The 22813-nt window shown below is 65.0% G+C and carries 20 protein-coding genes, 1 tRNA gene and 1 pseudogene; 5 read left to right on the top strand and 17 right to left on the bottom strand.

Annotation, left to right across the window (positions count from 1 at the left end; genetic code table 11):
• Nucleotides 1–43: 43 nt before the first annotated feature.
• The 5 genes from ABDW49_RS14110 to ABDW49_RS14090 form a co-directional block, all read right to left on the bottom strand.
• Nucleotides 44–117, bottom strand: a tRNA-Gly gene (locus tag ABDW49_RS14110).
• A 141-nt stretch (nt 118–258) separates the two neighbouring features.
• Entirely contained in the window at nt 259–651 is a 393-nt protein-coding gene (locus ABDW49_RS14105; RefSeq protein WP_343612653.1) for a c-type cytochrome, read from the bottom strand.
• Between the two features lie 71 nt (nt 652–722).
• The gene (locus ABDW49_RS14100) at nt 723–2075 is read right to left on the bottom strand and encodes a TlpA disulfide reductase family protein (RefSeq protein ID WP_343612652.1); all 1353 of its coding nucleotides are present in this window, start codon (nt 2073–2075) and stop codon (nt 723–725) included.
• 32 nt (nt 2076–2107) lie between these two features.
• Nucleotides 2108–3577 (bottom strand): hypothetical protein, encoded by a 1470-nt coding sequence (locus tag ABDW49_RS14095; protein ID WP_343612651.1) that lies wholly within the window; start codon nt 3575–3577, stop codon nt 2108–2110.
• Nucleotides 3570–4124 (bottom strand): protein-disulfide reductase DsbD domain-containing protein, encoded by a 555-nt coding sequence (locus ABDW49_RS14090; RefSeq protein WP_343612650.1) that lies wholly within the window; start codon nt 4122–4124, stop codon nt 3570–3572. The genes ABDW49_RS14095 and ABDW49_RS14090 overlap by 8 nt, the downstream gene beginning before the upstream one ends.
• A 528-nt stretch (nt 4125–4652) precedes the next feature.
• Here ABDW49_RS14090 and ABDW49_RS14085 point away from each other — a divergent pair.
• Both ABDW49_RS14085 and ABDW49_RS14080 read left to right on the top strand, forming a co-directional pair.
• Nucleotides 4653–4811: a hypothetical protein gene (locus ABDW49_RS14085; RefSeq protein WP_343612649.1), complete on the top strand. Its 159-nt coding sequence runs from the start codon at nt 4653–4655 to the stop codon at nt 4809–4811.
• 124 nt (nt 4812–4935) lie between these two features.
• Nucleotides 4936–5361 carry a hypothetical protein gene (locus tag ABDW49_RS14080; protein WP_343612648.1) on the top strand — a complete coding sequence of 142 codons (426 nt, stop codon included), beginning with the start codon at nt 4936–4938 and terminating at the stop codon, nt 5359–5361.
• Between the two features lie 234 nt (nt 5362–5595).
• Here ABDW49_RS14080 and ABDW49_RS14075 read toward each other — a convergent pair whose 3' ends face one another.
• The 5 genes and pseudogenes from ABDW49_RS14075 to ABDW49_RS14055 all read right to left on the bottom strand — a co-directional run bounded on the left by ABDW49_RS14075 (nt 5596) and on the right by ABDW49_RS14055 (nt 12553).
• Nucleotides 5596–6366 (bottom strand): ABC transporter permease, encoded by a 771-nt coding sequence (locus ABDW49_RS14075; protein WP_343612647.1) that lies wholly within the window; start codon nt 6364–6366, stop codon nt 5596–5598.
• A complete protein-coding gene (locus ABDW49_RS14070) occupies nt 6363–7301 on the bottom strand; it encodes an ABC transporter ATP-binding protein (protein WP_343612646.1) in 939 nt (312 codons plus the stop codon). Before ABDW49_RS14070 ends, ABDW49_RS14075 begins: the two co-directional genes overlap by 4 nt.
• A 137-nt stretch (nt 7302–7438) precedes the next feature.
• Nucleotides 7439–9629 (bottom strand): annotated as a pseudogene (locus ABDW49_RS14065) (penicillin acylase family protein).
• A gap of 152 nt (nt 9630–9781) precedes the next feature.
• Nucleotides 9782–10051: a hypothetical protein gene (locus tag ABDW49_RS14060; protein ID WP_343612645.1), complete on the bottom strand. Its 270-nt coding sequence runs from the start codon at nt 10049–10051 to the stop codon at nt 9782–9784.
• 132 nt (nt 10052–10183) lie between these two features.
• The gene (locus ABDW49_RS14055; protein WP_343612644.1) at nt 10184–12553 is read right to left on the bottom strand and encodes an FdhF/YdeP family oxidoreductase; all 2370 of its coding nucleotides are present in this window, start codon (nt 12551–12553) and stop codon (nt 10184–10186) included.
• A 114-nt stretch (nt 12554–12667) separates the two neighbouring features.
• Between ABDW49_RS14055 and fdhD the strand changes: the two genes are divergently transcribed.
• Complete coding sequence (gene fdhD / locus ABDW49_RS14050) at nt 12668–13498, top strand: formate dehydrogenase accessory sulfurtransferase FdhD (protein WP_343612643.1); 831 nt, start codon at nt 12668–12670, stop codon at nt 13496–13498.
• 262 nt (nt 13499–13760) lie between these two features.
• Here the strand turns inward: fdhD and ABDW49_RS14045 are convergent, their stop codons facing one another.
• Both ABDW49_RS14045 and ABDW49_RS14040 read right to left on the bottom strand, forming a co-directional pair.
• Nucleotides 13761–14222 carry a dockerin type I domain-containing protein gene (locus ABDW49_RS14045; RefSeq protein WP_343612642.1) on the bottom strand — a complete coding sequence of 154 codons (462 nt, stop codon included), beginning with the start codon at nt 14220–14222 and terminating at the stop codon, nt 13761–13763.
• A 126-nt stretch (nt 14223–14348) separates the two neighbouring features.
• Nucleotides 14349–15488: an aminotransferase gene (locus ABDW49_RS14040; protein WP_343612641.1), complete on the bottom strand. Its 1140-nt coding sequence runs from the start codon at nt 15486–15488 to the stop codon at nt 14349–14351.
• A gap of 205 nt (nt 15489–15693) precedes the next feature.
• Here ABDW49_RS14040 and ABDW49_RS14035 point away from each other — a divergent pair, with 205 nt between their 5' ends.
• The gene (locus ABDW49_RS14035; RefSeq protein WP_343612640.1) at nt 15694–17262 is read left to right on the top strand and encodes an aldehyde dehydrogenase (NADP(+)); all 1569 of its coding nucleotides are present in this window, start codon (nt 15694–15696) and stop codon (nt 17260–17262) included.
• 203 nt (nt 17263–17465) lie between these two features.
• Here the strand turns inward: ABDW49_RS14035 and ABDW49_RS14030 are convergent, their stop codons facing one another.
• A complete protein-coding gene (locus tag ABDW49_RS14030) occupies nt 17466–18425 on the bottom strand; it encodes a hypothetical protein (protein ID WP_343612639.1) in 960 nt (319 codons plus the stop codon).
• 267 nt (nt 18426–18692) lie between these two features.
• On the opposite strand from ABDW49_RS14030, the gene trxB reads away from it, so the two are divergent.
• Entirely contained in the window at nt 18693–19658 is a 966-nt protein-coding gene (gene trxB / locus ABDW49_RS14025; protein ID WP_343612638.1) for a thioredoxin-disulfide reductase, read from the top strand.
• Nucleotides 19659–19896: 238 nt separating this feature from the next.
• Here trxB and ABDW49_RS14020 read toward each other — a convergent pair whose 3' ends face one another.
• The 4 genes from ABDW49_RS14020 to ABDW49_RS14005 form a co-directional block, all read right to left on the bottom strand.
• Nucleotides 19897–20697, bottom strand: coding sequence for a hydrolase 1, exosortase A system-associated (locus tag ABDW49_RS14020; RefSeq protein ID WP_343612637.1), 801 nt, complete (start codon nt 20695–20697; stop codon nt 19897–19899).
• The gene (locus tag ABDW49_RS14015; protein ID WP_343612636.1) at nt 20694–21380 is read right to left on the bottom strand and encodes a hypothetical protein; all 687 of its coding nucleotides are present in this window, start codon (nt 21378–21380) and stop codon (nt 20694–20696) included. The genes ABDW49_RS14020 and ABDW49_RS14015 overlap by 4 nt, the downstream gene beginning before the upstream one ends.
• Nucleotides 21381–21408: 28 nt before the next feature.
• Nucleotides 21409–21669 (bottom strand): acyl carrier protein, encoded by a 261-nt coding sequence (locus tag ABDW49_RS14010; protein ID WP_343612635.1) that lies wholly within the window; start codon nt 21667–21669, stop codon nt 21409–21411.
• Nucleotides 21670–21774: 105 nt separating this feature from the next.
• Nucleotides 21775–22794 (bottom strand): GNAT family N-acetyltransferase, encoded by a 1020-nt coding sequence (locus ABDW49_RS14005; protein ID WP_343612634.1) that lies wholly within the window; start codon nt 22792–22794, stop codon nt 21775–21777.
• Nucleotides 22795–22813: the final 19 nt, after the last annotated feature.

Raw genomic sequence — 22813 nt, 5'->3', positions numbered from 1 at the left:
CGAGGGTAACGCGAAGGGTGGTCTAAACCATTGATTTTGAAGCTGGAGCGGGTGAAGGGAATCGAACCCTCGTATTCAGCTTGGGAAGCTGCTGCTCTACCATTGAGCTACACCCGCCTGCATGCGTCACGGTCCATACCGGCGCCAAGCGTGAGAGGGCGATTGGCACAGGTGGCATGGATCGGTCAATCCCTTTCCGTCGGCATCCCCAGCTTTATGGCAGAGCCATGACATCGCCTCCCGGTGCCAAAAGCCAGCCTATCGCAAGGTCTTGAGATAATCGATGATGGCCTCGCGCTCATTGGGGTCGGGGGAGTTGACCTCCATCTCGGCGCCGGGGGCAAAGGCCTGCGGGTTGGCGATATAGGCGTTGAGCGTGTCGGGCGACCAGATGCCGCTCTTGGCCTTCAGCGCGTCGGAATAGACGTAGTCGCTGCGGCCCGCGATGGAGCGGCCCATCACCCCGATCAGCGGCGGGGCCAGCCCATCGCCGCCGTCGCCGCCCAGCCCGTGGCAGCGGGCGCAGCGGTTTTCGAACAGGGTCTCGCCCCGTCCATGTCCCGGTTCAGCGCCGCTCAGGGCCGAACCGCCATTGCTGAATGTCAGGATCGCTCCGGCCACGGCCAGAGACGCCAGAAATGCTCGCACCATGTAACTCCAGAACAGTCATGCTGCACAAAGGGGAAACGGGGCAGGGGTGGAGTTCCTGCCCCGCCCAGCTCTTAGCGGTTCAGCGCCAGAGCCTTACCCGTGGCAGGGGTATCCGCCTCGGCCACCACCGGCTTTTCGGCCAGAAGCTGCTCGATGCGGCTGGTGAAGTCGGCCTTGAGCTGCTCATGGAAGGCGCCGCTGGCGGGCGAGGCGAAGCCCGAATGGACCGCCTTCACCTTGCCGTCGCGCCCGATGAAGACCGTGGCGGGCCAGGTGTCGAGGTGGTTGAGCTGGGGCACCTTTTCCCACATCTGGGCGGGCGAGCCAGCCTCGAGGTAGGTGTATTTCACGCCATACTGCTTGACGAAGGCCTTCTGGCGCTTGAGCGTTTCCTGCTGGTCGGGCTCCTCGAAGTTGAGGGCGACGATGGCCAGGCCCTTGTCGCGGTACTTCTTGTCGAGTTCGACCAGATACTGGGCCTCGTCATGGCAATTGGGGCACCATGTGCCGGTGACGACCGCCAGAACCACCTTGCCCTTGAAGCGCGGATCGTCCTGCGAGATCAGCTTGCCGCTGTTGTCGGGGAAGTTGAAGGTGAATTTGGCGTTGGGGTCGACGACCTTGGTGTGGTTGAGGAAGTCGTCGGGCTCGGCCAGACCCCTGGCCTTGGCGACATCCTGACGATAGGCGACCAGCGCGGGGGCATAGCGGCCATCGGGGGCACCGGCCTCGCTGCCGTAATCGCTGCTGGCCTTGGCGGGGCGGGCGGATTCCTGCTGGATTTCCAACGTGCCGTCACCCTTGGGGGTGACCACGATCACACCGGGGCGGCCGCCGTCAAAGTGGCTGAGCACCCATTTGCCGTCCTTGAAATGGCCGGTGTAGCTGCCGGTGTCGCCGTCGATGCGCAGGATCGAACCGGCCACTTCGCCGCCGTTCTGCTGTACCACGAAGCGGAAGGCCTTCTCGCCCTTGGACGAGGGCGAGGAGAGCGGGATGATCCAGGTGCCGGCGATCGCGGGCCCTGCGGGACCGGCGGCGGTCTCGACATGGCGCACGGCGTGGAAGGTGTAATTGGCCGAGGATTCGCGGTTTTCCGCCGAGACGGTGCCGTTCAACTGGCCGTTGTCCAGCCTGGCGTTGATGGTGGTGAGGTAATGGTCGACGTTGAGCACCAGATTGCCGTTCTGGAAGCTGGCGCTGGTGGTGCCGTCATAGGGCTTGAAGCCGTCGTAGAACACGCCCTGAAGCGAGGGGCCGTCGCCCTTGATGTCGAGGCGGAAGGGAATGTCGGTGCCATTGCGCGAAAGCACCGCGTCCCAGCGCCCGGTAACGGGGCTGTCGGCGGCGGTCGCAATGGCGGGTGCTGCCATGCCGCCGAGCAGAAGGGCGGCGCAGGTGGAGGCCTTAAGACTTGTCTTCATCGTTCTTACTCCGGTCAGGCTGGCGTTGTGAGTCACGAAAAATGGCGTTGGGAAGGCGTGTGGCCGGTCGCCACGCGCAGCTTGTGGGCCTGCGCATAGGCGCGCCATTCGGCGGGCAGGCCCGGCTTGGTTTCCAGCAGGATGCTCAGGATGGCGGCGCGTTCGTCGGTGGAGAGATGCGCGAAGTCGGGGGACTGGTCCTGTCCGGTCAGCACCTCGAGCAGGCGGTGATAGATGTAGCCCTTGGCGGGCTCGGGGATGGCGTCGAAGGCGCTGGAATAGATGAGATAGCTGCAGGGGTTGCGGAAGGTGCGCGTCGACAGGTCGAAGTCGCGCAGCGAGCGCTTATGGGAATCGCGCAAGCCCTGCGCCGCGAAACCGCGCGCGAAGGCCGAACTGGCCAGCAGCTTGGCGCCATCCTGCCCACCCAGCGATGCCTCGCCTGAGAAGAGCAGATAGCGCAGCAACTGTTCCGAGGGTTTGGTGATCTTCTCGCGCGCGTCCTCGGGCAGGCTGGCCAGCGTGGCCTGCGCATAGGCGGGCGTGCCCTCATCCTTGCCCAGCGCGTGCAGCGTCAGGCGGGTCTGGTAATTGGTCAGCGTGATGAGGTTGTGCATCTGGGTCTGATGCGCCAGCACCAGCAGGGCCACGCCGTCGCTGCCCGGCGCCAGATAGGCCGAGCGATCGTAGGGTTTGGCTACCGCGCCAAGGGTGGGCAGCGATCCGGTGGGGGGCACCACGCCGCTCTGCTGGTCGGCGGCCGGGATCACCGCCGCATTGGCCATGGTGTTGCCCGCCAGCGGCCCGCTGATGTACCAGCCGCCCCAGCGGTCCTTGAGCGGGCTCTTCTGGTCGGTGATGTGCTGGGGCGTGCGCGGGGTCAGCGCGCCGGTCTGCGAGGCATAGACCGAGCGCAGCAGCACACCGGGCACGCCGCGCGTGCTGGCGGCGATATGGCACTGGGTGCAGTCCAGCTCGGCGCGCTGGAAGGTGGGCTTCTCGGCTTTCTGGTCGTCGAGCAGATAGAAGACCGCGCCCTGCATCGGGTCGAAGGAGACGATCTCCACCGTCTTGCCGTCATGCACCGAGCCGACATAGACATCGTCATTATAGTAAAGCGCGCGGGGATGATCGGGCGAGATCTTGGTGAACTGGAAGCTGGTCTTGGAAAAGACCAGCGTCTGCGAGGCCTCGGGAATGTCCAGCAGTTTCAGGACCGAGCCGAGATAGCCGCGCTTCTCGTCGAAGGTGAGATGGGCCTTGCCCTCGTCCAGCCGCTTTTGCAGCAGAGCGACGGGGTCGGTCAGCGGGCGCGTGCGATAGTTGATCGGCGCGTCGCTGAAGGGGACATAGCCCTGGTTCTGCACCGCGATCTGGGCCCTGGCCGGGTCACCCGCATCGCGCAGGGCAATCGTGCCGACGATGGCGAGGCCTGCCAGCAGCGGCAGGCGCGCGGCGGCCTTGGCCAGACGCCTGCGGAAGAGGGCGCGCCGCTCAGCCATGGGCGCCCACGGTCACGGCGGCGGTCAGGTGCAGCGTCTTGGGCGGTTCGCAGGTCTGGCCGTTGCAGGTCTGGAAGCGCACCGTCACGGGGACGTTCTGGCGCCCGGCGGCGGCATGGGGTTTCAGCTTCACCGGGACGGTGATGGCGAAATTGTGCAGATAATAGGGCGTGTCCAGATTGAAGGCGGCATCATGCGCGACGATCGGCGCGCTGCCCGAGGGGGCGCCATCGGGCTGGGCGACCTCATTGGCGTCGAGCGCGACCCGCAGCGGGGTGGGGCCGTTCTCCTTCTGCTTGAAGGCATAGAGGTGCCAGTTGTCGCGCAGCGTTCCCTGCAGCACCAGCCTGGCGCGGCCGCCGGGGGTGGCACTGACCGGGGCGATCGTCCAGGTGACGGTCGGGGTGCCTGCGGGCTGGGCAGAGGCTGTGGCAGCGGGCAGCAGGGCGCAGGTCGCGAGAAGGGCGAGAGCAAGGCGAGAGCCCGCCGGATTGGCTCCGGCAAAGGCGCGGGAAAGGGCAGTTTTCGATGTTAAGGGCGTGTTCATGGGTGGGCAGGGCTCTCATCTGGACGATGGCCCGCTTGTAAAACCTATAATCCCGATGGGAAATTAAATTTTTCTATAAGGGGCAAAAGGCGCCGGGGCGTTGCCCGTGGGGTGCCGGGTATCGGCACGGTGTTGCGCGCATCTCACTCGGCCTGTCGCGGCCCGCCGTGGCGAGGTGGTTTCCGGCTTGCCCGAAGGGGGTGATTCGGGGCACATCAGGGGCAGGATGCAGACGATTTCATGCCCTGCGCGTGGGGTGTGCCGGGAAAATAGAGTGGCGTTGCAACCGTTTTCCAGAAACGGGACATAAAAAGTTCATATAGATGGAACCAATCGGACCAATGCGCGTTTATGGTCGATTTCCAGTATCGACGGTGGGGATGAACGACCTTGGTCAATCCTGCACGGAATCGCCGGATTTTTTGGCAAGCTTTGTTGGAGAGGCAAGGCTTGTCCCTATCTAATCATCAAGACGTGACTGCTGGCGATTGCGTGTAAATTCCGCCTATTTCTGATATGGAGATAAAAGTGGTCGCCAAAATAATTGAGCAGCTCGAAGATATTCTGCAAGTCCTTGATGATCGTAAATTCGATATTCCAGCAACCCATATAGCAACGGCAATAGATCTGCTGCAAAAAGGGCTTAAAGAAAATCAAATTACCTCTCAGGATCCCCATGTGAAATAATAACGCCTATTCTTGTTCGCAGGCTGATGGTAAATCTGCATTGCGATTCGGGATGGGGTCCTCGTCGCAAAAGGAAGCTCTGCTTCCGAATGAGTGATGTGTTGGCAATGCAGGGGGATTTGCGTTGAGCTATCATCAGACGGGGCCGTTGTCGGAGGGTCATCCTCTTCTTGAAGTCAGCGCCGGGGACTATCTGGCGGAAGAAACGTTTTTTGCAGGCGCCGCGGCGCGTTCGGAGCTGGCGCTTGCGGCCAATCGGGCGCGGATTGCCGGCTCGGCCTTCGGGCGGCACTGGTCCTGGGAAATCCTGCTGACGATCTTCGCGGCGGGCTGCGCAGGGGAGGCGATGTCGCTCTCAGCCGCCATCGGGCGTCTGGGCGCGCCTTATGAGTTTGCCCGGCGGCTGGTCGGCGTTATGGTTAATGAAGGTTCGATCCGTATCGGCGATGAGCGGTTGAGCGATGATTCGCCGCTCAGTGTTACGGATCATGTGTTTGCCGCCCTGCGCTGCTATCTGCGCGAACCGGGTCGGCAACCGCTGGCTATCTGAAGGCTGAGCCACTGCTCGCCTGAGGAAAGGGCCGTTCATCGTCGGGGGGCGATGAACGGCCCGCATTTTTTGTGAGGTCCGGAATTTGTAAGGTCCGGAATTTGTAAGGTTCGGCACCGGCCCGCTCCCCCGCCCGGCCACCCATAGGATACTGCCGATTGGGTAACGGGGCGGGGGAGCGGGCCGGCGCCGTTCAGGCCATGCGCGAAAGCGCATGGCCCAACCAAGGGCGCTTTACGGCTTCAGGCGCCAGCCGGTCTTGAAGATCCACCACAGCACGGTCAGGCACACCGCGATAAAGCCGGCGGTGAAACCGAGGCTGGCCTCCACGCCCACATCGCCCAGGCCATAGAAGCTCCAGCGGAAACCGCTGACCAGATAGACCACCGGGTTGAACAGGCTGACCGTGCGCCATGTGGGGGGCAGCATGTCGATCGAGTAAAAGGCGCCGCCCAGGAAGGTCAGCGGGGTCACGATCAGCGAGGGGATGATCGAGAGCTGCTCGAAGCTGCGCGCCCAGATGCCGATGATGAAGCCGAACAGCGAAAAGGCGATCGAGGTCAGCAGCAGAAAGGCCACCATCCACACCGGGTGCAGAATGCGCACATCGGTGAAGAAGGTGGAGGTTGCCAGAATGATCAGGCCGATGATCACCGATTTGCTGGCCGCCGCGCCGACATAGGCGATCACCGCCTCGATGGCGTTGAGCGGCGCCGAGAGGATCTCGAACATGGTCCCGGTGAATTTGGGGAAATAGATCCCGACCGAGGCGTTGGAAATGCTCTGCGTCAGCAGCGAGAGCATGATGAGGCCAGGCACGATGAAGGCGCCGTAACCGACACCCCCCACATGCTGCATGCGCGACCCGATCGCCCCGCCGAACACGATGAAATAGAGCGCGGTGGTGATGACCGGCGTGGCGATGCTCTGCAGCACAGTGCGGCGGGTGCGCGCCATTTCGCTGCTGTAGATGGCCCAGACGCCGTGGATGTTGATGCCGCTCATGCCGATTTCTCCACCAGCTCGACAAAGATGTCTTCAAGCGAGGAGCGGCTGGTGTCCAGATCCTTGAAGGCGATATGCAGCTCGTCGAGGCGGCGCAGCAGGGCGGGCATGCCCGTATCGTCCTCCTCGGCATCGAAGCTGTAGACCAGCTTGTGGCCTTCCTCCTCGAGGCTGAGCGACCAGTCGGACAGTTCGCCCGGCACCTGCGTCATGGGCTCGGCCAGAGTCAGCGTCAGGCGGCGCTTGCCCAGCTTGCGCATCAGCGCGGCTTTCTCTTCCACCAGCAGCACCTTGCCGCCGTCGATCACGCCCACGCGGTCGGCCATTTCCTCGGCTTCCTCGATGTAATGCGTGGTCAGGATGATGGTGACGCCCTTTTCGCGCAGCTTGCGCACCAGCGCCCACATGTCGCGGCGCAGATTGACGTCGACACCCGCCGTGGGCTCGTCGAGGAACAGCAGGTCGGGCTCATGGCTCAGCGCCTTGGCGATCATCACGCGGCGCTTCATGCCGCCCGACAGCTCGATCATCTTGGCGTCGCGCTTCTCCCACAGCGAGAGGTCGCGCAGCAATTGCTCGATATAGGCCGGGTTGGGGGCCTTGCCGAACAGGCCGCGGCTGAAAGACACGGTGTTCCACACGGTGGTGAAGATATCGACCGCGATCTCCTGAGGCACCAGCCCGATGCGCTGACGGGCGAGGCGGAAATTATGCGCAATATCCTCGCCATCCATCGCGATGGTGCCGCCGGTCTTGTTGACGGTGCCGCAGACGATGGAGATCAGCGTGGTCTTGCCCGCGCCATTGGGGCCGAGCAGGGCGAAGATTTCCCCGCGCTCGATCTCCAGATCGACGCCGCCGAGCGCCTTGTGGCCGGATTTGTAATGTTTGCTTAAGCCCGAAATGGACAGGATGGGGGATGAGACGGGGGGCATGCAGGCTCCTCAGGACCGGAAGCGCGACGAGAAATGGCGTGGAAACGCCTTCGCGGCCCCCCACCGCACGGGAAGATAGGACGGCCCGCGCGTGGTTACCAGAGGGGGCGGTCTCTTTTTGTACTCTCCGGTTAATCCTATAGGTTACCCGGATGATAGGTCTTTTCGACGTGTCCCTTCAACTCGTCGGGGTAAAAATAGACCTTGCGCAGATCGCCATCGGCATAGCGCTGGATCTGGTCGGCGAAATGGGGGGGAGGCCGGATCACCGCTCTGCCCGCCCGCCATCACCGCGCGGGCCGAGACGCGCGGGCCGAACTCCACAACGGCGACGAAGCTGTTGCCGCTGGTGCCGTAATAGCGCTTCGTCCCCGGCCATGGCTTGGCACCGAAGGAGGCCAGACTGCCCCATTGCGCCGAGGTAAAGGGCACGGGCGCGGAGGGTTTGGCGTCGTCGAAATGTGGCTTGATGGCATCGTCGAGCCGCTGGAACCGGTTGATCTGTTGCCATGGCACCTGCCAGCCGCCGAAAGCCTGAGTCAGGCGGTCGACGGCGGCACTCAAGGCCTTCAGCTTCTCCTCCGGGGAGACCTTGGTGGCGATATAGTCGGGCACATTCATCCGCTCGGCCTGAGCAAAGCTGCTCACCTCATGCCAGAGCTGATCGCCCCAGAAGACGGCGAGGCTGGTAGCGGTGGAGGTGGCGCTCCAGCGATTGTCCCAGCCTTTCAGCAAGGCGATGGGCGCGGCCAACCGGGCGCGGCGCGGATCGCTTTCGGGCAGGGCGTCCCATGCTTTCACCAGACCGGGGATCAACGCCCCGAAAGCGGGGAGGTAGGAATCGAAAGCCGCCGCGCGCAAGCTTTCCGCCGTCCAGCCGCTCTTGCCCATCAGCACCAGATCGGCATGGGCGCCGCGCGGATTGTGGCCCACCTGATCCATATAGCGCGGATAGTTCGCCGCCTTGGGACTGTCGGGACCGGCGGCGTCCCACGGCCAGTCATTGGTGTTGTGAGTCCAGCCGACCTTGGGATTGATCACATTGGGCAGGCTGGCGATGGTGTGCAGCCCGTGCCAGTCGGTGGCGGGATCGCTGCCGTCCACCGGCTTGCGGTAATCGAAGCGATTGTCGCGCAGGGGCATGAACTGCGGCATCAGGAAGGCCGTCTCGCCCTTGCTGTCGGCGAAGAGCGTGTCGTTGGAGGAATTGGCCTTCAACTCGGCCACCTTCATGAAACTGGCAAGATCGGTGGTCTTGGTGCGCAGCCAAGATTGCTCCAGCGCGGGGACGGGCTTCCACATCAGCGCGGTGGCGATCCAGCGGCCGTCCTTCATCGCCACGATGGGGCCGTGATGGGTGCGCCATGTGGTGAAGCTGCGCTCGCCCATGGTGCCATCGGGTTTGCGGAAGCGCAGGGTGATCACCTTGCTGGCAACGGGCTTCAACGCCGCGCCATAGCGATAGGCAAAGCCGTTGCCCTGAGGCACGATCTTCTCGGCAAACTCATCGATGTTGTCGACGGTGGAGGAGGTATGCATCCACCCCGCCTTCGCGTTAAAGCCCTGATAGATAAAGAACTGCCCCCAGGTGCTGGCGCCATAGGCATTGAGCCCCTCATCGCTGCTGGCCTGCGCCTCGGAGCGGAAATAGAAGCTGGTGTGCGGGTTGATCAGCAGCAGGGCATGGCCATTGGCGCTGATCTGCGGCGCAATGGTGATGCCGTTCGACCCGGAAGGCTCACGCGGCACCTGGCCCAGTTCCTCGGGCGTTGGCGGGGTGGGCTGGTTGTAGAAGGTCTTCAACTGGCTGATCGAAATGCGCTCCACATCGCCGCCGATGCTGCCCTCTGTGAAGCTCAGCGCCATCCATGGCTCGACATGCTTCAGCACCCTGGGATGCACCGCAGGGTGCGTGGCGAGGTAATAGTTCAGCCCATCGGCCCAGCCATCCATCAGCCTGCGCAGCCACAGCGGGCTGGCGGCATATTGCGCCTTCAGTTCTGCCGGATCGACAAACAGCCTTTGCCGCAGATCGCCCCAGATGGCGTCTTCGCCCTCGGCCTCGGCGGTGCGGCCCAGCGATGTGAGGTAATTGGCCTCGATGCGCGGGAAATCATCCTCGGCCTGCGCATAGATCAGGCCGAAGACGGCATCGGCATCGCTTTTTCCGTGGACATGGGGAATGCCCCAATCGTCGCGCGTGATGGTGACGCGGGCGGCCTGCGCCTTCTGCCGCGCCAGATCGGCAGGCGAAGCCGAGGCGCTCGTCGATGCCAGCAGGGCGAAGAGAAACAGCGAGGGGCGGGCGTAACGGGAAAGCGTGTCCATCACGTCAGCCTAGAGGGATCGGGCATCAAGGCCTATGCGTCGGCTGGCTTATGTGAATATTTTATCGGTTCCGTCACATCGCATCGAAATGGGTCAGGCCTTGGGCCTTTCTGGCGCTGAAGGCGGATGGCAATCGTTCCGGATGCGAAAACTTAACGGAAATAGCCAATCAGCAACAGAATAAGCCCCGCAGCCGTCAACAATGCGCCTTTTGTCCGCCATCCAGTGTCAGTCGCAGGTAAGGGATAGGCGTCAATGGAACGCCTTTCTTCGAAATATCGTTCGGAGGAGCCCGCTGCCAATTCCTCCTTTCGAAGTGCAACTTTGGCTTCCGCAGCTAGCCGCCTCTTTCGGGGATAGATCAGCATCCCCAGGCCAGATGGCAGGCAGAAAGCACCAATGACCAGCGCTTGCAAATTCACGGTATGCTCCGATTGGGATGGTTGAACACAAGGCCAACATTAAAGGGATTGCAAAGGGCGCCATAGCTTGCCGCGTGCGACAAGCGCACGCTTGGGGCCCTTTGCCCGCCGGAGGCAGACTTCCCTTAACGCCTAAACAATCCCCGCCACCCCATCACGCCGCACCACCAGCTCATCGGCTTCGCTGGGCACTTTGGGCTCGGCCAGCGTGATCTTCACCGGGATCGACTTGTAGGAGGGGGTCATGCTCTGCGGATCGTGGTGCTCCAGCGCGATCAGCGGCTGGGTCTCGGGGTAATAGGCGCCGCAGCAGCCGTCGGGCAGGGATTGCGCCACCAGAGTCAGGCCGCGCACCACGCGCCCCGGCGCGGCATGGGCCAGCGCGGTTGAAACATCGACGAGATCGCCCTCGCTGAAGCCCAGACGCGCCAGTTCCTTCGGGCTGACGAAGAGAATATCGCGCCGCCCGAAGACCCCGCGATAACGGTCGTCCAGAGCATAGACCGTGGTGTTGTACTGGTCATGCGAGCGCAGGGTGGTCAGCTTGAGGACGGTGTCATCATCCGTCACCTCATCCTCGTCGAGGCTGGCGTGGGTGAGGAACTGCGCCTTGCCGTCGGGCGTGTTCCACTGGCGCAGCGAGGCCGAATTGACGAGGTGAAAGCCGCCCGGCTTGCGAATGCCCTGATTGTAATTGGCAAAGGCGGGGAAGACCGCCTCGATCAGATCGCGGATCAGATCGTAATCGCCGACCAGACCGTCCCAGTCGATGCTGGTGGCCTGTGGCTTGCCCATGGCCGCCAGCGTGGCCTTGGCCATCCTAGCGATGATCCAGGGTTCGGAGCGCACCATCTCGCCCGGCGGCTTCAAAAACCCGCGCGAGGCGTGGACCATCGACATGGAATCCTCCACCGTCACGGCCTGCGATCCGGTGGCCTGCACATCCAGATCGGTGCGGCCAAGGCAGGGCAGGATAAAGCTGTCCTTCGCCATCAGCAGATGGGTGCGGTTGAGCTTGGTGGTGATATGCACCGCCAGATCCTGCTTGCGGAAACCCTCGGCGCAGGCGGCGGGGTCGGAGCAGGCGATGGCCAGATTGCCGCCAAGGCACACCACCGCCTTGGCAAAGCCCTCGCGCATGGCGGCGATGCTTTCCACCACCGAATTGCCGTGCTCGCGCGGGGGATCGAAGGCGAAGACCTCCTGCATCCTGTCGAGGAAGGCCTCGGTCGGGCGCTCCCAGATGCCAACGGTGCGGTCGCCCTGCACGTTGGAGTGGCCGCGCAGGGGACAGATGCCCGCGCCCTTGCGGCCGATGTTGCCCTTCATCAGCAGCAGATTGGCGAGCTGCTGCACATTCTGTGTGCCGGTGCGATGCTGGGTGATGCCCATGCCATAGCACAGGATCGTCGCCTTGGCCTTGGCATAGACCGCGGCCACGCCCTCCAGATCGACGCGGGCAAGGCCGCTGTCGCGCGTGATCACACCCCAGTCGGTGGCCTCGATATCGGCCACGAAGGCGTCGAAACCATTGGTATGCTCGGCGATAAAGGCCCGGTCGATCACGCCGGACCGACCCGCCGCCAGAGCCTGCGCATCGAGCGCCAGCAGCCCCTTGGCGATGCCCTTGAGCGCCGCCATATCGCCGCCCACCTTCACCTGCAGATAGGTGTCGGCAATCGGCGTGGCGGACAGCGTCGCCATTTCCACCGGCGATTGCGGCGAGGCGAAACGCTCCAGAGCGCGCTCACGCAAGGGATTGAACACGATGATCCGCGCCCCGCGTTTCGCGGCGCTGCGCAAGGTGGCCATCATGCGCGGATGGTTGGTGCCCGGATTGTGCCCGAAAGAGAGGATCAGATCGGCATGATCGAAGTCCTCAAGGCTGACGGTGCCCTTGCCGATGCCGATGGATTTGGGCAGCCCGACCGATGTCGCCTCATGGCACATGTTCGAGCAGTCGGGGAAATTGTTGGTGCCATAGAGCCGCACGAACAATTGATACAGAAACGCCGCCTCATTCGAGGCCCGGCCCGAGGTGTAGAACTCGGCGCGATCCGGATTGTCCAGTGCGGCCAGACCCTTGCCGATGGCGGCGAAGGCATCGTCCCAGCTCACCGGCTCGTAATGGCCGGTGGCGGCATTGTAGCGCAGGGGATGGGTGACGCGCCCCTGATCCTCCAGCCAGTGGTCGGACTGCTGCCACAGATCGGCCACGCTGTGCCGGGCGAAAAACTCAGGGCCCACCCGGCGCGAGGTCGATTCCCACGCCACCGCCTTGGCGCCATTCTCGCAGAATTCGAAAGCGGCGGTGTGATCGGGATCGGGCCAGGCGCAGCTCGGGCAGTCGAAACCTTCGGGCTTGTTCTGCTTCCACAAAGCCTGCGTGCCGCGCTCGACGGCCTGCTGCTGCTTCAGCGCGCTGGCCACCGCGCGCAAGGCGCCCCAGCCACCGGCGGGATCGTCATAGGTTTCAATGCCTTCTGGCCGTTGTTCGTCCATGACTGCCGCTCCGTTCTGGTGGTAGACCACTATGAAGCACCGCCGCGAGTCACGACAGCCCTAATTTAGCTCGACAGTTTTGCGCCACGCGCCCGCCGCGCCTATGGACAAGCGATGCCAAGCGATCCCATCCAGCCAGACGCCCGCTCCATCACCCTGTCGGTCCGCCGTCTGGGGTTGGCGCAAGCGGGCGACGCCGATCTGCCGCGCACCGTGCCCATCGAGGCGCCCATCGCCATCGAGGTCGGCGGCTTTGGCTATGCGGTGATGATGGCCACCCCCGCCGACCTCGAAGACTATGCCATCGGTTTCGCGCTGGCCGAGGGCCTGATCACCCGCGCCGACCAGATGGACGCCGTCGATGCCGTGCCGCTGGACAACGGAGGCTGGGTTCTGCGCCTCTGGCTGAGCGCGGATCGCGCCGGTCTGGCGCTGGAACGCGCCCGCACCCGCCTTGGCGAGAGCAGTTGCGGCCTTTGCGGCATGGACTCCATCGAGGCCGTGCTGGCGCCCCTGCCGCGCGTGGCCGCGACCTTCACCACGGACCGCACCGCCATCGCCAAAGCTCTGGAGGCGCTCTCCGATCATCAGCCGCTGGGGCATGCGACAGGCGCTGTCCACGCCGCTGCCTTCTGCGGCCCCGATGGTGCGATCCTGCTCGCCCGCGAGGATGTCGGGCGGCACAATGCTCTGGACAAGCTGGTGGGCGCGCTGTTGAAGGCAGGGCTGGACCCCGCGAGCGGCTTTGTCCTGCTCTCCGCGCGCTGCAGTTATGAGTTGGTGGAAAAGACCGTCCGCGCGGGGTGCCCGTTGCTGGTGACGATCTCCGCGCCGACCAGTCTGGCTGCGCAGCGCGCTGAGGCTGCGGGGCTGGCGCTGGTTTCTTTGGCCCGGCAGGATAGCGCTTTGGTGATCTGTGATCCGCATGAAGTCATTAAGGAATAAAAGGAAAAAGCGAGGGGGTTACCCCCTCGCGCTCCCATTACGTCTTCCGACGCATGGGCAGTGACGCCGAAACGGAGCGCCTCAACTCTCCACCTGCTCAGCAAAAAAAGCGCCGCAGGCAGGAAGCCCCGGCGCCTTGTCATCGTTTGAAAGCCTGCGGCGCAGCGACGTTGCCTTATGGCCGAACCCGAAGCGCCAAGGCTGACAAAAAATGGGAGCGCGAGGGTGTAACACCCTCGCACTTATCCTTTTCTACAAAACCTTACTGCCCCTGACCCTGCCGCATCTGGGCAACCGCAGCCTCGACCTCTTCACGCGTGATCGCCCCGTCATGATTGGTGTCGAAACGGTCGAACATGCGGGTGGCGTTGGCGGCCAGTTCTTCCTTGGTGACCTTGCCATCGCCGTTGGCGTCGGCGCGCATCACCCGCTCTTTCTGGCGGTCGGCCATTTCGGCGGGGAGGTCGGCGAAGTCCTTGGCGTCGATCACGCCGTCCTGGTTGCGGTCCATGCGCTTGAACTGCGCATCGACGAATTCTTCCTTGGTGACCTTGCCGTCACCGTTGGCGTCGGCGCGCATGATCATGTCGGCGGGGTTCATGCGGCCACCGGGTCCACCTTCGGGCGGCTGGGCCAGGGCGGCGACCCCCGTGGCGGCAGCGGCGGCGGCCAGAGTCAGCAGGCCAAGGCGAGCGGGGTTCAGGGCGGCGAGCAGTGGGCGCATGCGATCTCTCCTTTGCCGCGAGGTATGACGGCTGGGCACTGTATAGCGTCTGAACAACGCGCGATCTGTCATATCGTGTCGCCAATTGTCACGGCGGTGGCCGTGCCGGGGCAACGCTTTGTCGGATCAGGTGTGATGGGCGCGGAAGCGGGCGAGGCGGTCGACGGCTTCGCTCAGCGTTTCGGGCGTCTTGCAGAAGCAGAGGCGCAGGTAGCGTGTTTCGGGGTTCTGCGCGTAAAAGGCCGAGACGGGGATCGAGCCGACGCCGCCTTCGCCGACCAGCCTTTCGGCCACCACCGCATCCTCTTGCGTGAAGCCCGAGGCGGCAAGATCGACCGTGACGAACCATGTGGCCGAGGCGGGCAGCAGGCTGTATCCGGCTTCGGTCAGCCCCTGGATCAGCGCGCGACGGCCCGGGACATAGCGCGCGGCATGGGCGGAGAGCCAGTCCCGCCCCAGCGACAGCCCATCGGCCACGGCCCATTGCAGCGGGGTGGGGGTGGTGAAGGTGAGGAACTGGTGGCGCGCGGCGATGCGCTCGGCCAGTTCGGGCGCGGCGACGGCCCAGCCGATCTTCCAGCCCGTCAGCGAGAAGATCTTGCCCGCCGAGCCCACTTTCACCGAGCGCTGCCGCAGCGAGGGGATGGCGAGGGGCGAGATATGCGGCGTACCGTCAAAGACCATGCCCTCCCACACCTCGTCGCACAGCACGATCAGGTCATAGGCCTCGGCCAGTTGCCCGATGGCCTCCAGCGTGGCGCGGGGCAGCATGGTGCCGGTGGGGTTGTTGGGGGTGTTGAGCAGGATCATCCGCGTGCGCGGGGTGATCGCCTCGGCCAGATCGGCGATGGAGAGCTCCCATGTCGGCGGCTTCAGGCTGATGAAGACGGGGATGCCCCCGGCGCGCTCGATCAGCGGGACATAGGCGTCGTAGAGCGGCTGTACGCAGATCACCTCGTCGCCCGGCTCGACCAGAGCGAGGATGCTGGCGGCCAGCGCCTCTGTCGCGCCGGAGGTGACGATGACCTCGGCCGGATCGAGCGAGAGCCCCTGCGTCTGCGCATAATAGGTGCAGACCGCCGAGCGCAGTTCAGTCAGGCCGCGCATCGGCGGGTATTGGTTGGAACGGTCGACCAGCGCGCGCCTTGCCGCCTCGATCAGTTCGGGCGGATCGGGCAGATCGGGAAAGCCCTGACCCAGATTGACGGCATCACTGCCGCGACAAAGCGCTGACATATGTTCGAAAATCGTGGTCGTGCGGGTCATGGTCACAGTTTAGGCCAGCCAAGGCGCTTGTGCCAAGCGCAAAGCCGGGGCAGAGAGAGGTTTCAATGGTTGCGCTACCATCCGATGCGTGAAGTCTCTATTCGGGCATGGATCGATGGCAAGCACGCATTGGTAATTGCCCGGTTTCATCCCCATATCGCCTTCAAACAGAACCTCTTTCGCAGCATCCTTCAAGGAACATCACATGATCGACGGCAGCATTCTGATCGGCGCCACGGCGCGCAAAGCTGAGGGCGGGTTCCAGTCCGTCAATCCGGCGACCGGCGAGAGCTTCGGCCCGCTGGTGTCCGAGGCCACCACGGCTGACGTGGCGGAGGCCGCCGCTCTGGCCGCAGCCGCCTATCCGGTCTTCGCCAATCTGGCGCCCAATGCCCGCGCCGACTTCCTCGACGCCGTAGCCGAGGAAATCCTGGGCCTGGGTGACGTGCTGATCGAGACCGCCATGGCCGAATCGGGCCTGCCCCGTCCTCGCCTCGAAGGCGAGCGTGGCCGCACCGTGGGTCAGCTCAAGCTGTTTGCCGCCGAGCTGCGCAAGGGCGAGTTCCTCGACGTCACCATCGACCCCGCTCTGCCCGAGCGTGCGCCTTTGCCGCGCCCCGATCTGCGCCGCATGAATGTCGCGCTGGGCCCGGTGGTGGTGTTCGGCGCCTCGAACTTCCCGCTGGCTTTCTCGGTTGCCGGTGGTGACACCGCCTCGGCCTTTGCCGCCGGTTGCCCCGTGCTGGTCAAGGGCCACCCCGCGCACCCCGGCACCGGTGAGCTGGTGGCCCGGGCCATCGCCGCCGCCGTCGCCAAGGCGGGCCTGCCCGAGGGCACCTTCTCCTATCTGCCGGGCCGTTCGAACGAGCTGGGCGGCGCGCTGGTGACCGATCCCCGCGTCAAGGCCGTGGGCTTCACCGGCTCGCGCTTCGGCGGTCTGGCGCTGGTCAAGCTGGCGCAGGCCCGCAAGGAGCCGATCCCCGTCTATGCCGAGCTGTCGGCCATCAACCCGGTCGTGCTGCTGCCGGGCGCTCTGGCCGAGAAAGCCGAAGCGCTGGGCAAGGCTTTCGCCGGTTCGCTGACGATGGGCGCGGGCCAGTTCTGCACCAATCCCGGCCTGATTCTTGCGCTGGAAAGCGAGCATCTCGACACCTTCATCGAGGCCGCTTCGGCCACGCTGGCGGGCGTCGATCCTGCTGTCATGCTGACGCCGGGCATCGCGGGCGCCTATGCCAAGGGCGTGGCCGCTCTGGACGCCAATGCCCATGCCGAGCGCGTCGCCACCGGCAAGGACGCGGGCCTCAACCGCTGCAGCCCGGCGCTGTTCAAGGCCAAGGCCGCCGACTTCATCGCCGATGAATCGCTGGGCCATGAGGTCTTCGGTTCCTCCTCGGTGGTCGTCGTCGCCAAGGATGTCGCCGAACTCAACGCAGTGATCGCGGCGCTCGAAGGCCAGCTCACCGCCACGATCCATGCCGCCGAGAGCGACAACGCGGTTGCCGCGCAAATCCTGCCCGGTCTGGTTGATCGCGTGGGCCGCGTGCTGGCCAATGGCTGGCCGACGGGCGTGGAAGTGTGCCACGCCATGGTCCATGGCGGGCCTTTCCCCGCCACCAGCGACGCGCGCACCACTTCGGTCGGCACGCTGGCGCTGACGCGTTTCCAGCGCCCGGTCTGCTATCAGGACATCGCCGAGAGCCTGCTGCCGCCCGCCCTTCAGGACGCCAACCCCTGGGGCCTGCCGCGCAAGGTCAATGGCGTGTGGGAGCGCTGATCGAGCTTCCCCATCGCGCATGAAGGAAGCGGCGGTTCCGAAAGGAGCCGCCGCTTTTTTGTGGAATCTGTTTGAAAAACCGGCGGAAGAGCCGGTTTTTGCGGCACCGGCCCGCTCCCCCGCCCGGCCACCCACAGGATGCCACCGATGGGTAGCCGGGCGGGGGAGCGGGCCGGTGCGGTATCGCCTTGTCCGCGCGGCTGTTACAGCTTCACGTTCAGATTGAGATTGGCGTGAAAGCGGTTGAGCGAGGGATCATTCTCCTGCCGGATACGGAAGGTGTATCCCGTCTCCGCCGAGAGCGAGGTGCCGTTGCCGAACAGCTTGAAGCGCGCCACCGGCCCGGCAACCTGATCCTGCGAGGGGTTCAGCGCGCCCAGCGTGCCCAGACTGCCGCGCGCGACCATGCCCACCTTCAGATTCTGGCTCAGATCGACCAGCGCGATGCTGTCATAGCTCAGGCTCATCGACTGGGCCATGCTCAGCCCCTGCCAGCCCGTCACCTTCACCTCGACATCCACCGGCCCGGTGGTGTGCTGAAGCTGCACATTGGTGGTGACGCTGGAGAGACCGTTGAACTTGTGGGAGACGCCCACCGCCATCCAGCGCGCCGAGCCGAAATTATGGTTGGTCAGTTGCTGAAAGGTCATGTCCGGCGCGTCGCCGGGCAGGGCGCCGGGGGCCTTGGCATGGAAGGGATCACGCTCCCCCACCGCCGCCTGATGGTTGAGCATCGCCATTCGCCCGCGATAGGACCGGCCGATGCTGGCCAGCACCTCATCGGCCATGCCCGCGTCCAGACTGCGCCCGACGACATCCATCAGCGAATCGGCAAATTCGGGAAAGCCGGTGTCGACCGCGGTCACGCCGACCATCGAGGAGAGCAGCTCGGGCGGAGCCAGCCTTTCCGCCGCCCCATCGGCCAGTCCGGCATCGCGGCTTTCGCCCGCCGAAGCCTCACCGGCCTGCTCGCCTTCCGGCGCAGCGGGCGGCGGGTTGTCGCTCATCACCACGAGGCCGCGGTTCGACAGCGTGCGATGGTCGGGCGCCATGATGCGCTCGGCCATGATACGGGCGGTTTCATAGGGCGTGCGCGCCTGCGCGCTGCCCGCGCCCACCATAAGGGCACAGGCCAGCGCCGCCAGAGCACAACCGGCACGCATCGGGAAGTGACCCGTCGGGGGGGGAGGCGGGCAACCATTCGTACACGGATCGCTCCGTAGCAAAAGTCAGGTGAACCATTCCTTTAACACGGTTTTTGGCCCGCGTGCAGGGGTGATATCGTGGGCAAGCTGTGGTTTAGCGCTCCAGCATACCTTTCCATTCTGGCCGCGACTTCCTATTTCGGCGGCTGATTCTTGTTTTGCCGCGTTTTCGGAGCCGCCGGGTGGAGCTCATCCGGCTTGAAAACGCTCCAGGAGACGTTTTTCATGACGACCCATACGACTCGCATGCTGATCATCGGTTCGGGCCCGGCGGGGCTGACCGCGGCCATCTATGGCGCGCGCGCCGGTTTGAACCCCATCGTCGTGCAGGGCTTGCAGCCCGGCGGCCAGCTGACCATCACCACCGATGTCGAGAACTACCCCGGCTTCCGCGAGGCCGTGCAGGGCCCCTGGCTGGTGCAGGAGATGCAGGCCCAGGCCGAGCATGTCGGCACGCGCATGATGTGGGACACGATCACCTCGGTCGATCTCTCGGGCCCGCCGTTCCGCGCCTATGGCGATTCGGGCGATGTCTATGAGGGCGACACGCTGGTGATCTGCACTGGCGCCCAGGCCAAGTGGCTGGGCGTGGATGGCGAGCTGCAGTTCTCGGGCAAGGGCGTCTCGGCCTGCGCTACCTGCGACGGCTTTTTCTATCGCGGCAAGAAGGTCGTGGTGATCGGCGGCGGCAACACCGCTGTCGAGGAAGCGCTCTATCTGACGAACCACTCGGATGACGTCACCCTGATCCACCGCCGCGACAGCCTGCGCGCCGAGCGCATCCTGCAGGAGCGCCTCTTCGCGCATCCCAAGATCAAGGTGCTGTGGAACAAGGCCGTCGACCGCTTCGTGGGCGCCGAGGGCGGCGCGCTGACCGGCGTGGAACTGACCGACACCGTGACCGGCGAAACGTCGGTGGAACCGGCACAGGGCGCCTTCGTGGCGATCGGCCATGCGCCCGCGACCGAGCTGTTCAAGGACAAGCTGGCGGTGGACGACGGCGGCTACCTGATCGTCGAGCCCGGCACGCCCAAGACGGCAATCCCCGGCGTGTTCGCGGCGGGCGACGTGATGGATCACACCTATCGTCAAGCCGTCACCGCCGCCGGTACGGGCTGCATGGCGGCTCTGGACGCGGAGCGGTTTGTGGCTGCGCTGGATTTCGCTTCGCGTGAGAAAGTCGCGGGGTAAGTTTTTAGAAAAGGGATAAGTGCGAGGGTGTTACACCCTCGCGCTCCCATTATTTGTCGGCGTTGCACGTCGGGTTCGGCCTAAGAGTAAGGTCGCGGCGCCGCAGGCAATGTTTTAAGCCTGCGGCGCTTTCCGTCGCGCAGGTGGAGAGGCGGGGCGCTCGGCTTCGGCACCACTGCCCCATCGTCGGAAGACGTTATGGGAGCGCGAGGGGGTAACCCCCTCGCATCTTCCTTGCTTAAATCCCCTTCAAAACCTGTCCGACCAACCACTCCCGAGCATCCGCCTCGACAAAGGAATGGGTCGCGCCTTCGCAGCGGGCGATCCGCTCATCCTTGCCATCCCAGCACCCCAGAAACGTCTGAGCCGTCCGGTCCCGCCCGGCGATCAGGATCGACACCGGGCCGGAGAAGCGCGCCAGACCGGATGCCATACGCTGCGCCAGCCCGTCGGGCGCAGAGGGCGCACGCGGGCGGGCCAGCGCCATCAGGCTGCCGAACAGGCTGCGCAGTGAGACCTTGCCGCTCAGCAGGCGAAGCAGCGCGGCGGGATTGGCGAGGCGGGCGCGGTAATGGGCGCGCAGGCTGGAGACTTGCGCGTCGGCGCGGGCTTCGGCGCTGGCGTTCTCGTCCTCGCCCTCGATGGTCCAGGGGTTGGAGAGGATCAGGGCGTCGGCGCCGCATCCGGCGCCCAGCATCAGCGCGCTGGCGGCGTCGCAATTACCGAGGGCGGCGATGCGGGCCTGCGGGGCCTGCTTGCGCAGCCAGCCCAGCGCGGCGGCGATATCGGGGGCCGAGCCGCGATAGGTGGCGTTGGTGCCCTCGCTGTCGCCCACGCCGCGGCGGTCGAAGCGCAGGACGGGGATGCCTTTGGCGGCCACTTCCGCCGCCAGCCAGGCCTGGCCTTCCCATGCGCCGCTGCGGATTTCATTGCCGCCCGAGACGATCAGCAGAGCGGCTTTCGCGCCCTCCAGCGAGCCGTCCAGCGTGGCGCCCATGGCGCTGCCTTCGCAGCGGATGGTGAGGTGCTGGCGGATCATGGCGTCACACTCTCGCGCAGGGCGATGGCGAGGATGGCGGCCAGCGCATCGGCCTGCTGCGGGTTCTCGCCTGGCTCGGCGCGCAGCCAGAGGGGCGGGCCGCCGACCAGATCCTGACCGATGGTGGAGATATCTTTGGTGGGGGCGGTGGCGCTTTCAAGCCCGGCGATCATCGCGGGGCCGAGGCGGTATCCGGCCAGTTCCAGCCCGCGCTCGCGGCCTTCGGCCAGCAGGGCGTCCTGCTTTTCCTCCAGACCCGCCTCACGCGCGGCGATGATACGGACGCGGATCAACTGGCGCAGGATGCTGGCGCCGGTGACGGGGGCGTAATGCCAGCCGGTCAGGTCCTCGGGGCTGGCCAGAGCGCCGCCACGTAGGGCGAAGATGGCTTGCGCCCCGATCTGCTGCGCCAACTCGCCCATGGCGGCGCGCCACAGGGCGGGGCTGGCTTGGTCGAGCGGGAAGGGGGATTCGCCAAGGCCCGGCAGGTCGGGCAGGATGCAGGTGATGCCGCTGGCCGCGAGGCGCCGCATCACCTCGGCGGTCAGGCGGCGCAGGCGGTGGCCGTCGTCAAAGGGGGCGGGCAGGATCAGCAGGCGCGGGCCGCTTTTGCCCAGCCATAAAGCGCTTTCCGTGTGGCGCAGGCCGTCAGGGCCCTCGAAGCTCCAGTCCGCATAGCGCATGATGTCGATGTGCCCCCCGTTTCGGCCCTCAGGCCGTGACTTTGCCCTTCACGAAGCGCAGCAGCGCGCCGTAATCGGCCAGCAGGTCGCCATCGACCTCATCATCCTCGATCACGATGTCCAGCCGGTCCTCGATCTCGGTCAGCAGGCCGGCGACAGCCATGGAATCGAGTTCGGGCAGATGGCCGAACAGACCGCTGTCTTCATTCAACGCCTCCACCTGCGCGGGCTTGAGGCCCAGCACATCGCCGAGAATCTGGCGCAATGTAAGGTCGATATCCTTGCTCATGATGTCCCTTTGGGCGTTTTGTTTCTGTTGTTTGGTCACTGAACATGGTTACTTGTTCAGAAATCTTGTGGCGGCTTTAATGGAGCGCTTAACGGCTCACAAGAGCTACCGTTTCAACCTTGCGACCAAGGTCGAAGCCAGCATCCGCCCCAGAGCGCCCCATTGGCTGACCGCGCGCGGGTCGATGGCCTGCAACTGCCAGCGGTGGCGCTGCTGCTCCATCCAGTCGCGCTTGTAGGGATCATCGCCCGTGCCGAAGTCGATGAAGCGCACCTTGTCCTCGTCGATCACCGTCTGGAACAGCGCGGCCGACAGGCTGGTGCCCGGCGAGAGCGGCTTGGCCTCCTCGATATAGGCCAGCTTGTGGATGAAGGCGGTGCCCGCCTCGACCGTCCAGAGTTGCGCCGCGACAGGCTTGCCCTCCGCGCGGGCGATGCCAAGGCGCAGGCGGCCGGCCTGGGCCTCCTCGCGGGCGAAGCGGTGCAGGAAAGGCATGGAGCCTTCCTCGCCTTTCCAGCTTGCGGCGTAGATTGCCTCGTAATCGGCCCAGATGGCGTCGGAGAGCTGGCGGTGGATTTCGCAGGCGACCTTCTTGGCCTTGCGCTTCAGCGTGGTGCGCAAGGGGCCGGGGCGCGCGGCGAGGTAATCGGCATAGGAGCGCCCCGCCACATCGAGCCAGTGGTTGATGTCGCAGGGTGTGGCGCGCACGGCCCAACCGGCAGCGCGGAAGGCGTCTGCCAGCAGGTGGATCTGCTCTTCGGGGATGTGCGAGAGGGTCAGGCGGCTGCCGCGATGCTTCAACTCGCGGGCCAGAGCTTTCAGCAGGGCAGGGGCATCGGCGCCCGGCGTCAGCAAGGCGCGCAGACGGAAGGTGTACCAGTTGGCGAGGCCTGTCAGGGCGTTGTCGCCATGGGCGAGGGGCAAGGCGGCCAGTTGATCCCCTTGCCGCGCCACCGCCAGAATCGGCGCGACAGCGCATTCCTCCTGCAGAGCCACCCACCAGCCGAGCCGGTCGAAGGGCCCGGCCACGCCCGCTTCGCTGCCCGCCGCATGCGCCAAAGCATCCGCCAGCGCGCAATCGCGTTGAACTTCCTTAAGATCGGCGTGATAAGCCAGCGAGATCACGACAAAAGGCCTCGTTTCA

The sequence above is a fragment of the Novosphingobium sp. genome (assembly GCF_039595395.1).
In the GTDB taxonomy this organism is placed as follows: Bacteria; Pseudomonadota; Alphaproteobacteria; order Sphingomonadales; family Sphingomonadaceae; genus Novosphingobium.
This window is presented reverse-complemented; position numbering and strand designations above follow the sequence as displayed.

Coding starts and splice junctions, on each gene's coding strand:
- ABDW49_RS14040 (WP_343612641.1), bottom strand. CDS start 15,488: ATGACCCGCACGACCACGATTTTCGAACATATGTCAGCGCTTTGTCGC.
- ABDW49_RS14010 (WP_343612635.1), bottom strand. CDS start 21,669: ATGAGCAAGGATATCGACCTTACATTGCGCCAGATTCTCGGCGATGTG.
- ABDW49_RS14020 (WP_343612637.1), bottom strand. CDS start 20,697: ATGATCCGCCAGCACCTCACCATCCGCTGCGAAGGCAGCGCCATGGGC.
- ABDW49_RS14095 (WP_343612651.1), bottom strand. CDS start 3,577: ATGGCTGAGCGGCGCGCCCTCTTCCGCAGGCGTCTGGCCAAGGCCGCC.
- trxB (WP_343612638.1), top strand. CDS start 18,693: ATGACGACCCATACGACTCGCATGCTGATCATCGGTTCGGGCCCGGCG.
- ABDW49_RS14015 (WP_343612636.1), bottom strand. CDS start 21,380: ATGCGCTATGCGGACTGGAGCTTCGAGGGCCCTGACGGCCTGCGCCAC.
- ABDW49_RS14075 (WP_343612647.1), bottom strand. CDS start 6,366: ATGAGCGGCATCAACATCCACGGCGTCTGGGCCATCTACAGCAGCGAA.
- ABDW49_RS14055 (WP_343612644.1), bottom strand. CDS start 12,553: ATGGACGAACAACGGCCAGAAGGCATTGAAACCTATGACGATCCCGCC.
- ABDW49_RS14045 (WP_343612642.1), bottom strand. CDS start 14,222: ATGCGCCCACTGCTCGCCGCCCTGAACCCCGCTCGCCTTGGCCTGCTG.
- fdhD (WP_343612643.1), top strand. CDS start 12,668: ATGCCAAGCGATCCCATCCAGCCAGACGCCCGCTCCATCACCCTGTCG.
- ABDW49_RS14100 (WP_343612652.1), bottom strand. CDS start 2,075: ATGAAGACAAGTCTTAAGGCCTCCACCTGCGCCGCCCTTCTGCTCGGC.
- ABDW49_RS14070 (WP_343612646.1), bottom strand. CDS start 7,301: ATGCCCCCCGTCTCATCCCCCATCCTGTCCATTTCGGGCTTAAGCAAA.
- ABDW49_RS14090 (WP_343612650.1), bottom strand. CDS start 4,124: ATGAACACGCCCTTAACATCGAAAACTGCCCTTTCCCGCGCCTTTGCC.
- ABDW49_RS14030 (WP_343612639.1), bottom strand. CDS start 18,425: ATGCGTGCCGGTTGTGCTCTGGCGGCGCTGGCCTGTGCCCTTATGGTG.
- ABDW49_RS14105 (WP_343612653.1), bottom strand. CDS start 651: ATGGTGCGAGCATTTCTGGCGTCTCTGGCCGTGGCCGGAGCGATCCTG.
- ABDW49_RS14035 (WP_343612640.1), top strand. CDS start 15,694: ATGATCGACGGCAGCATTCTGATCGGCGCCACGGCGCGCAAAGCTGAG.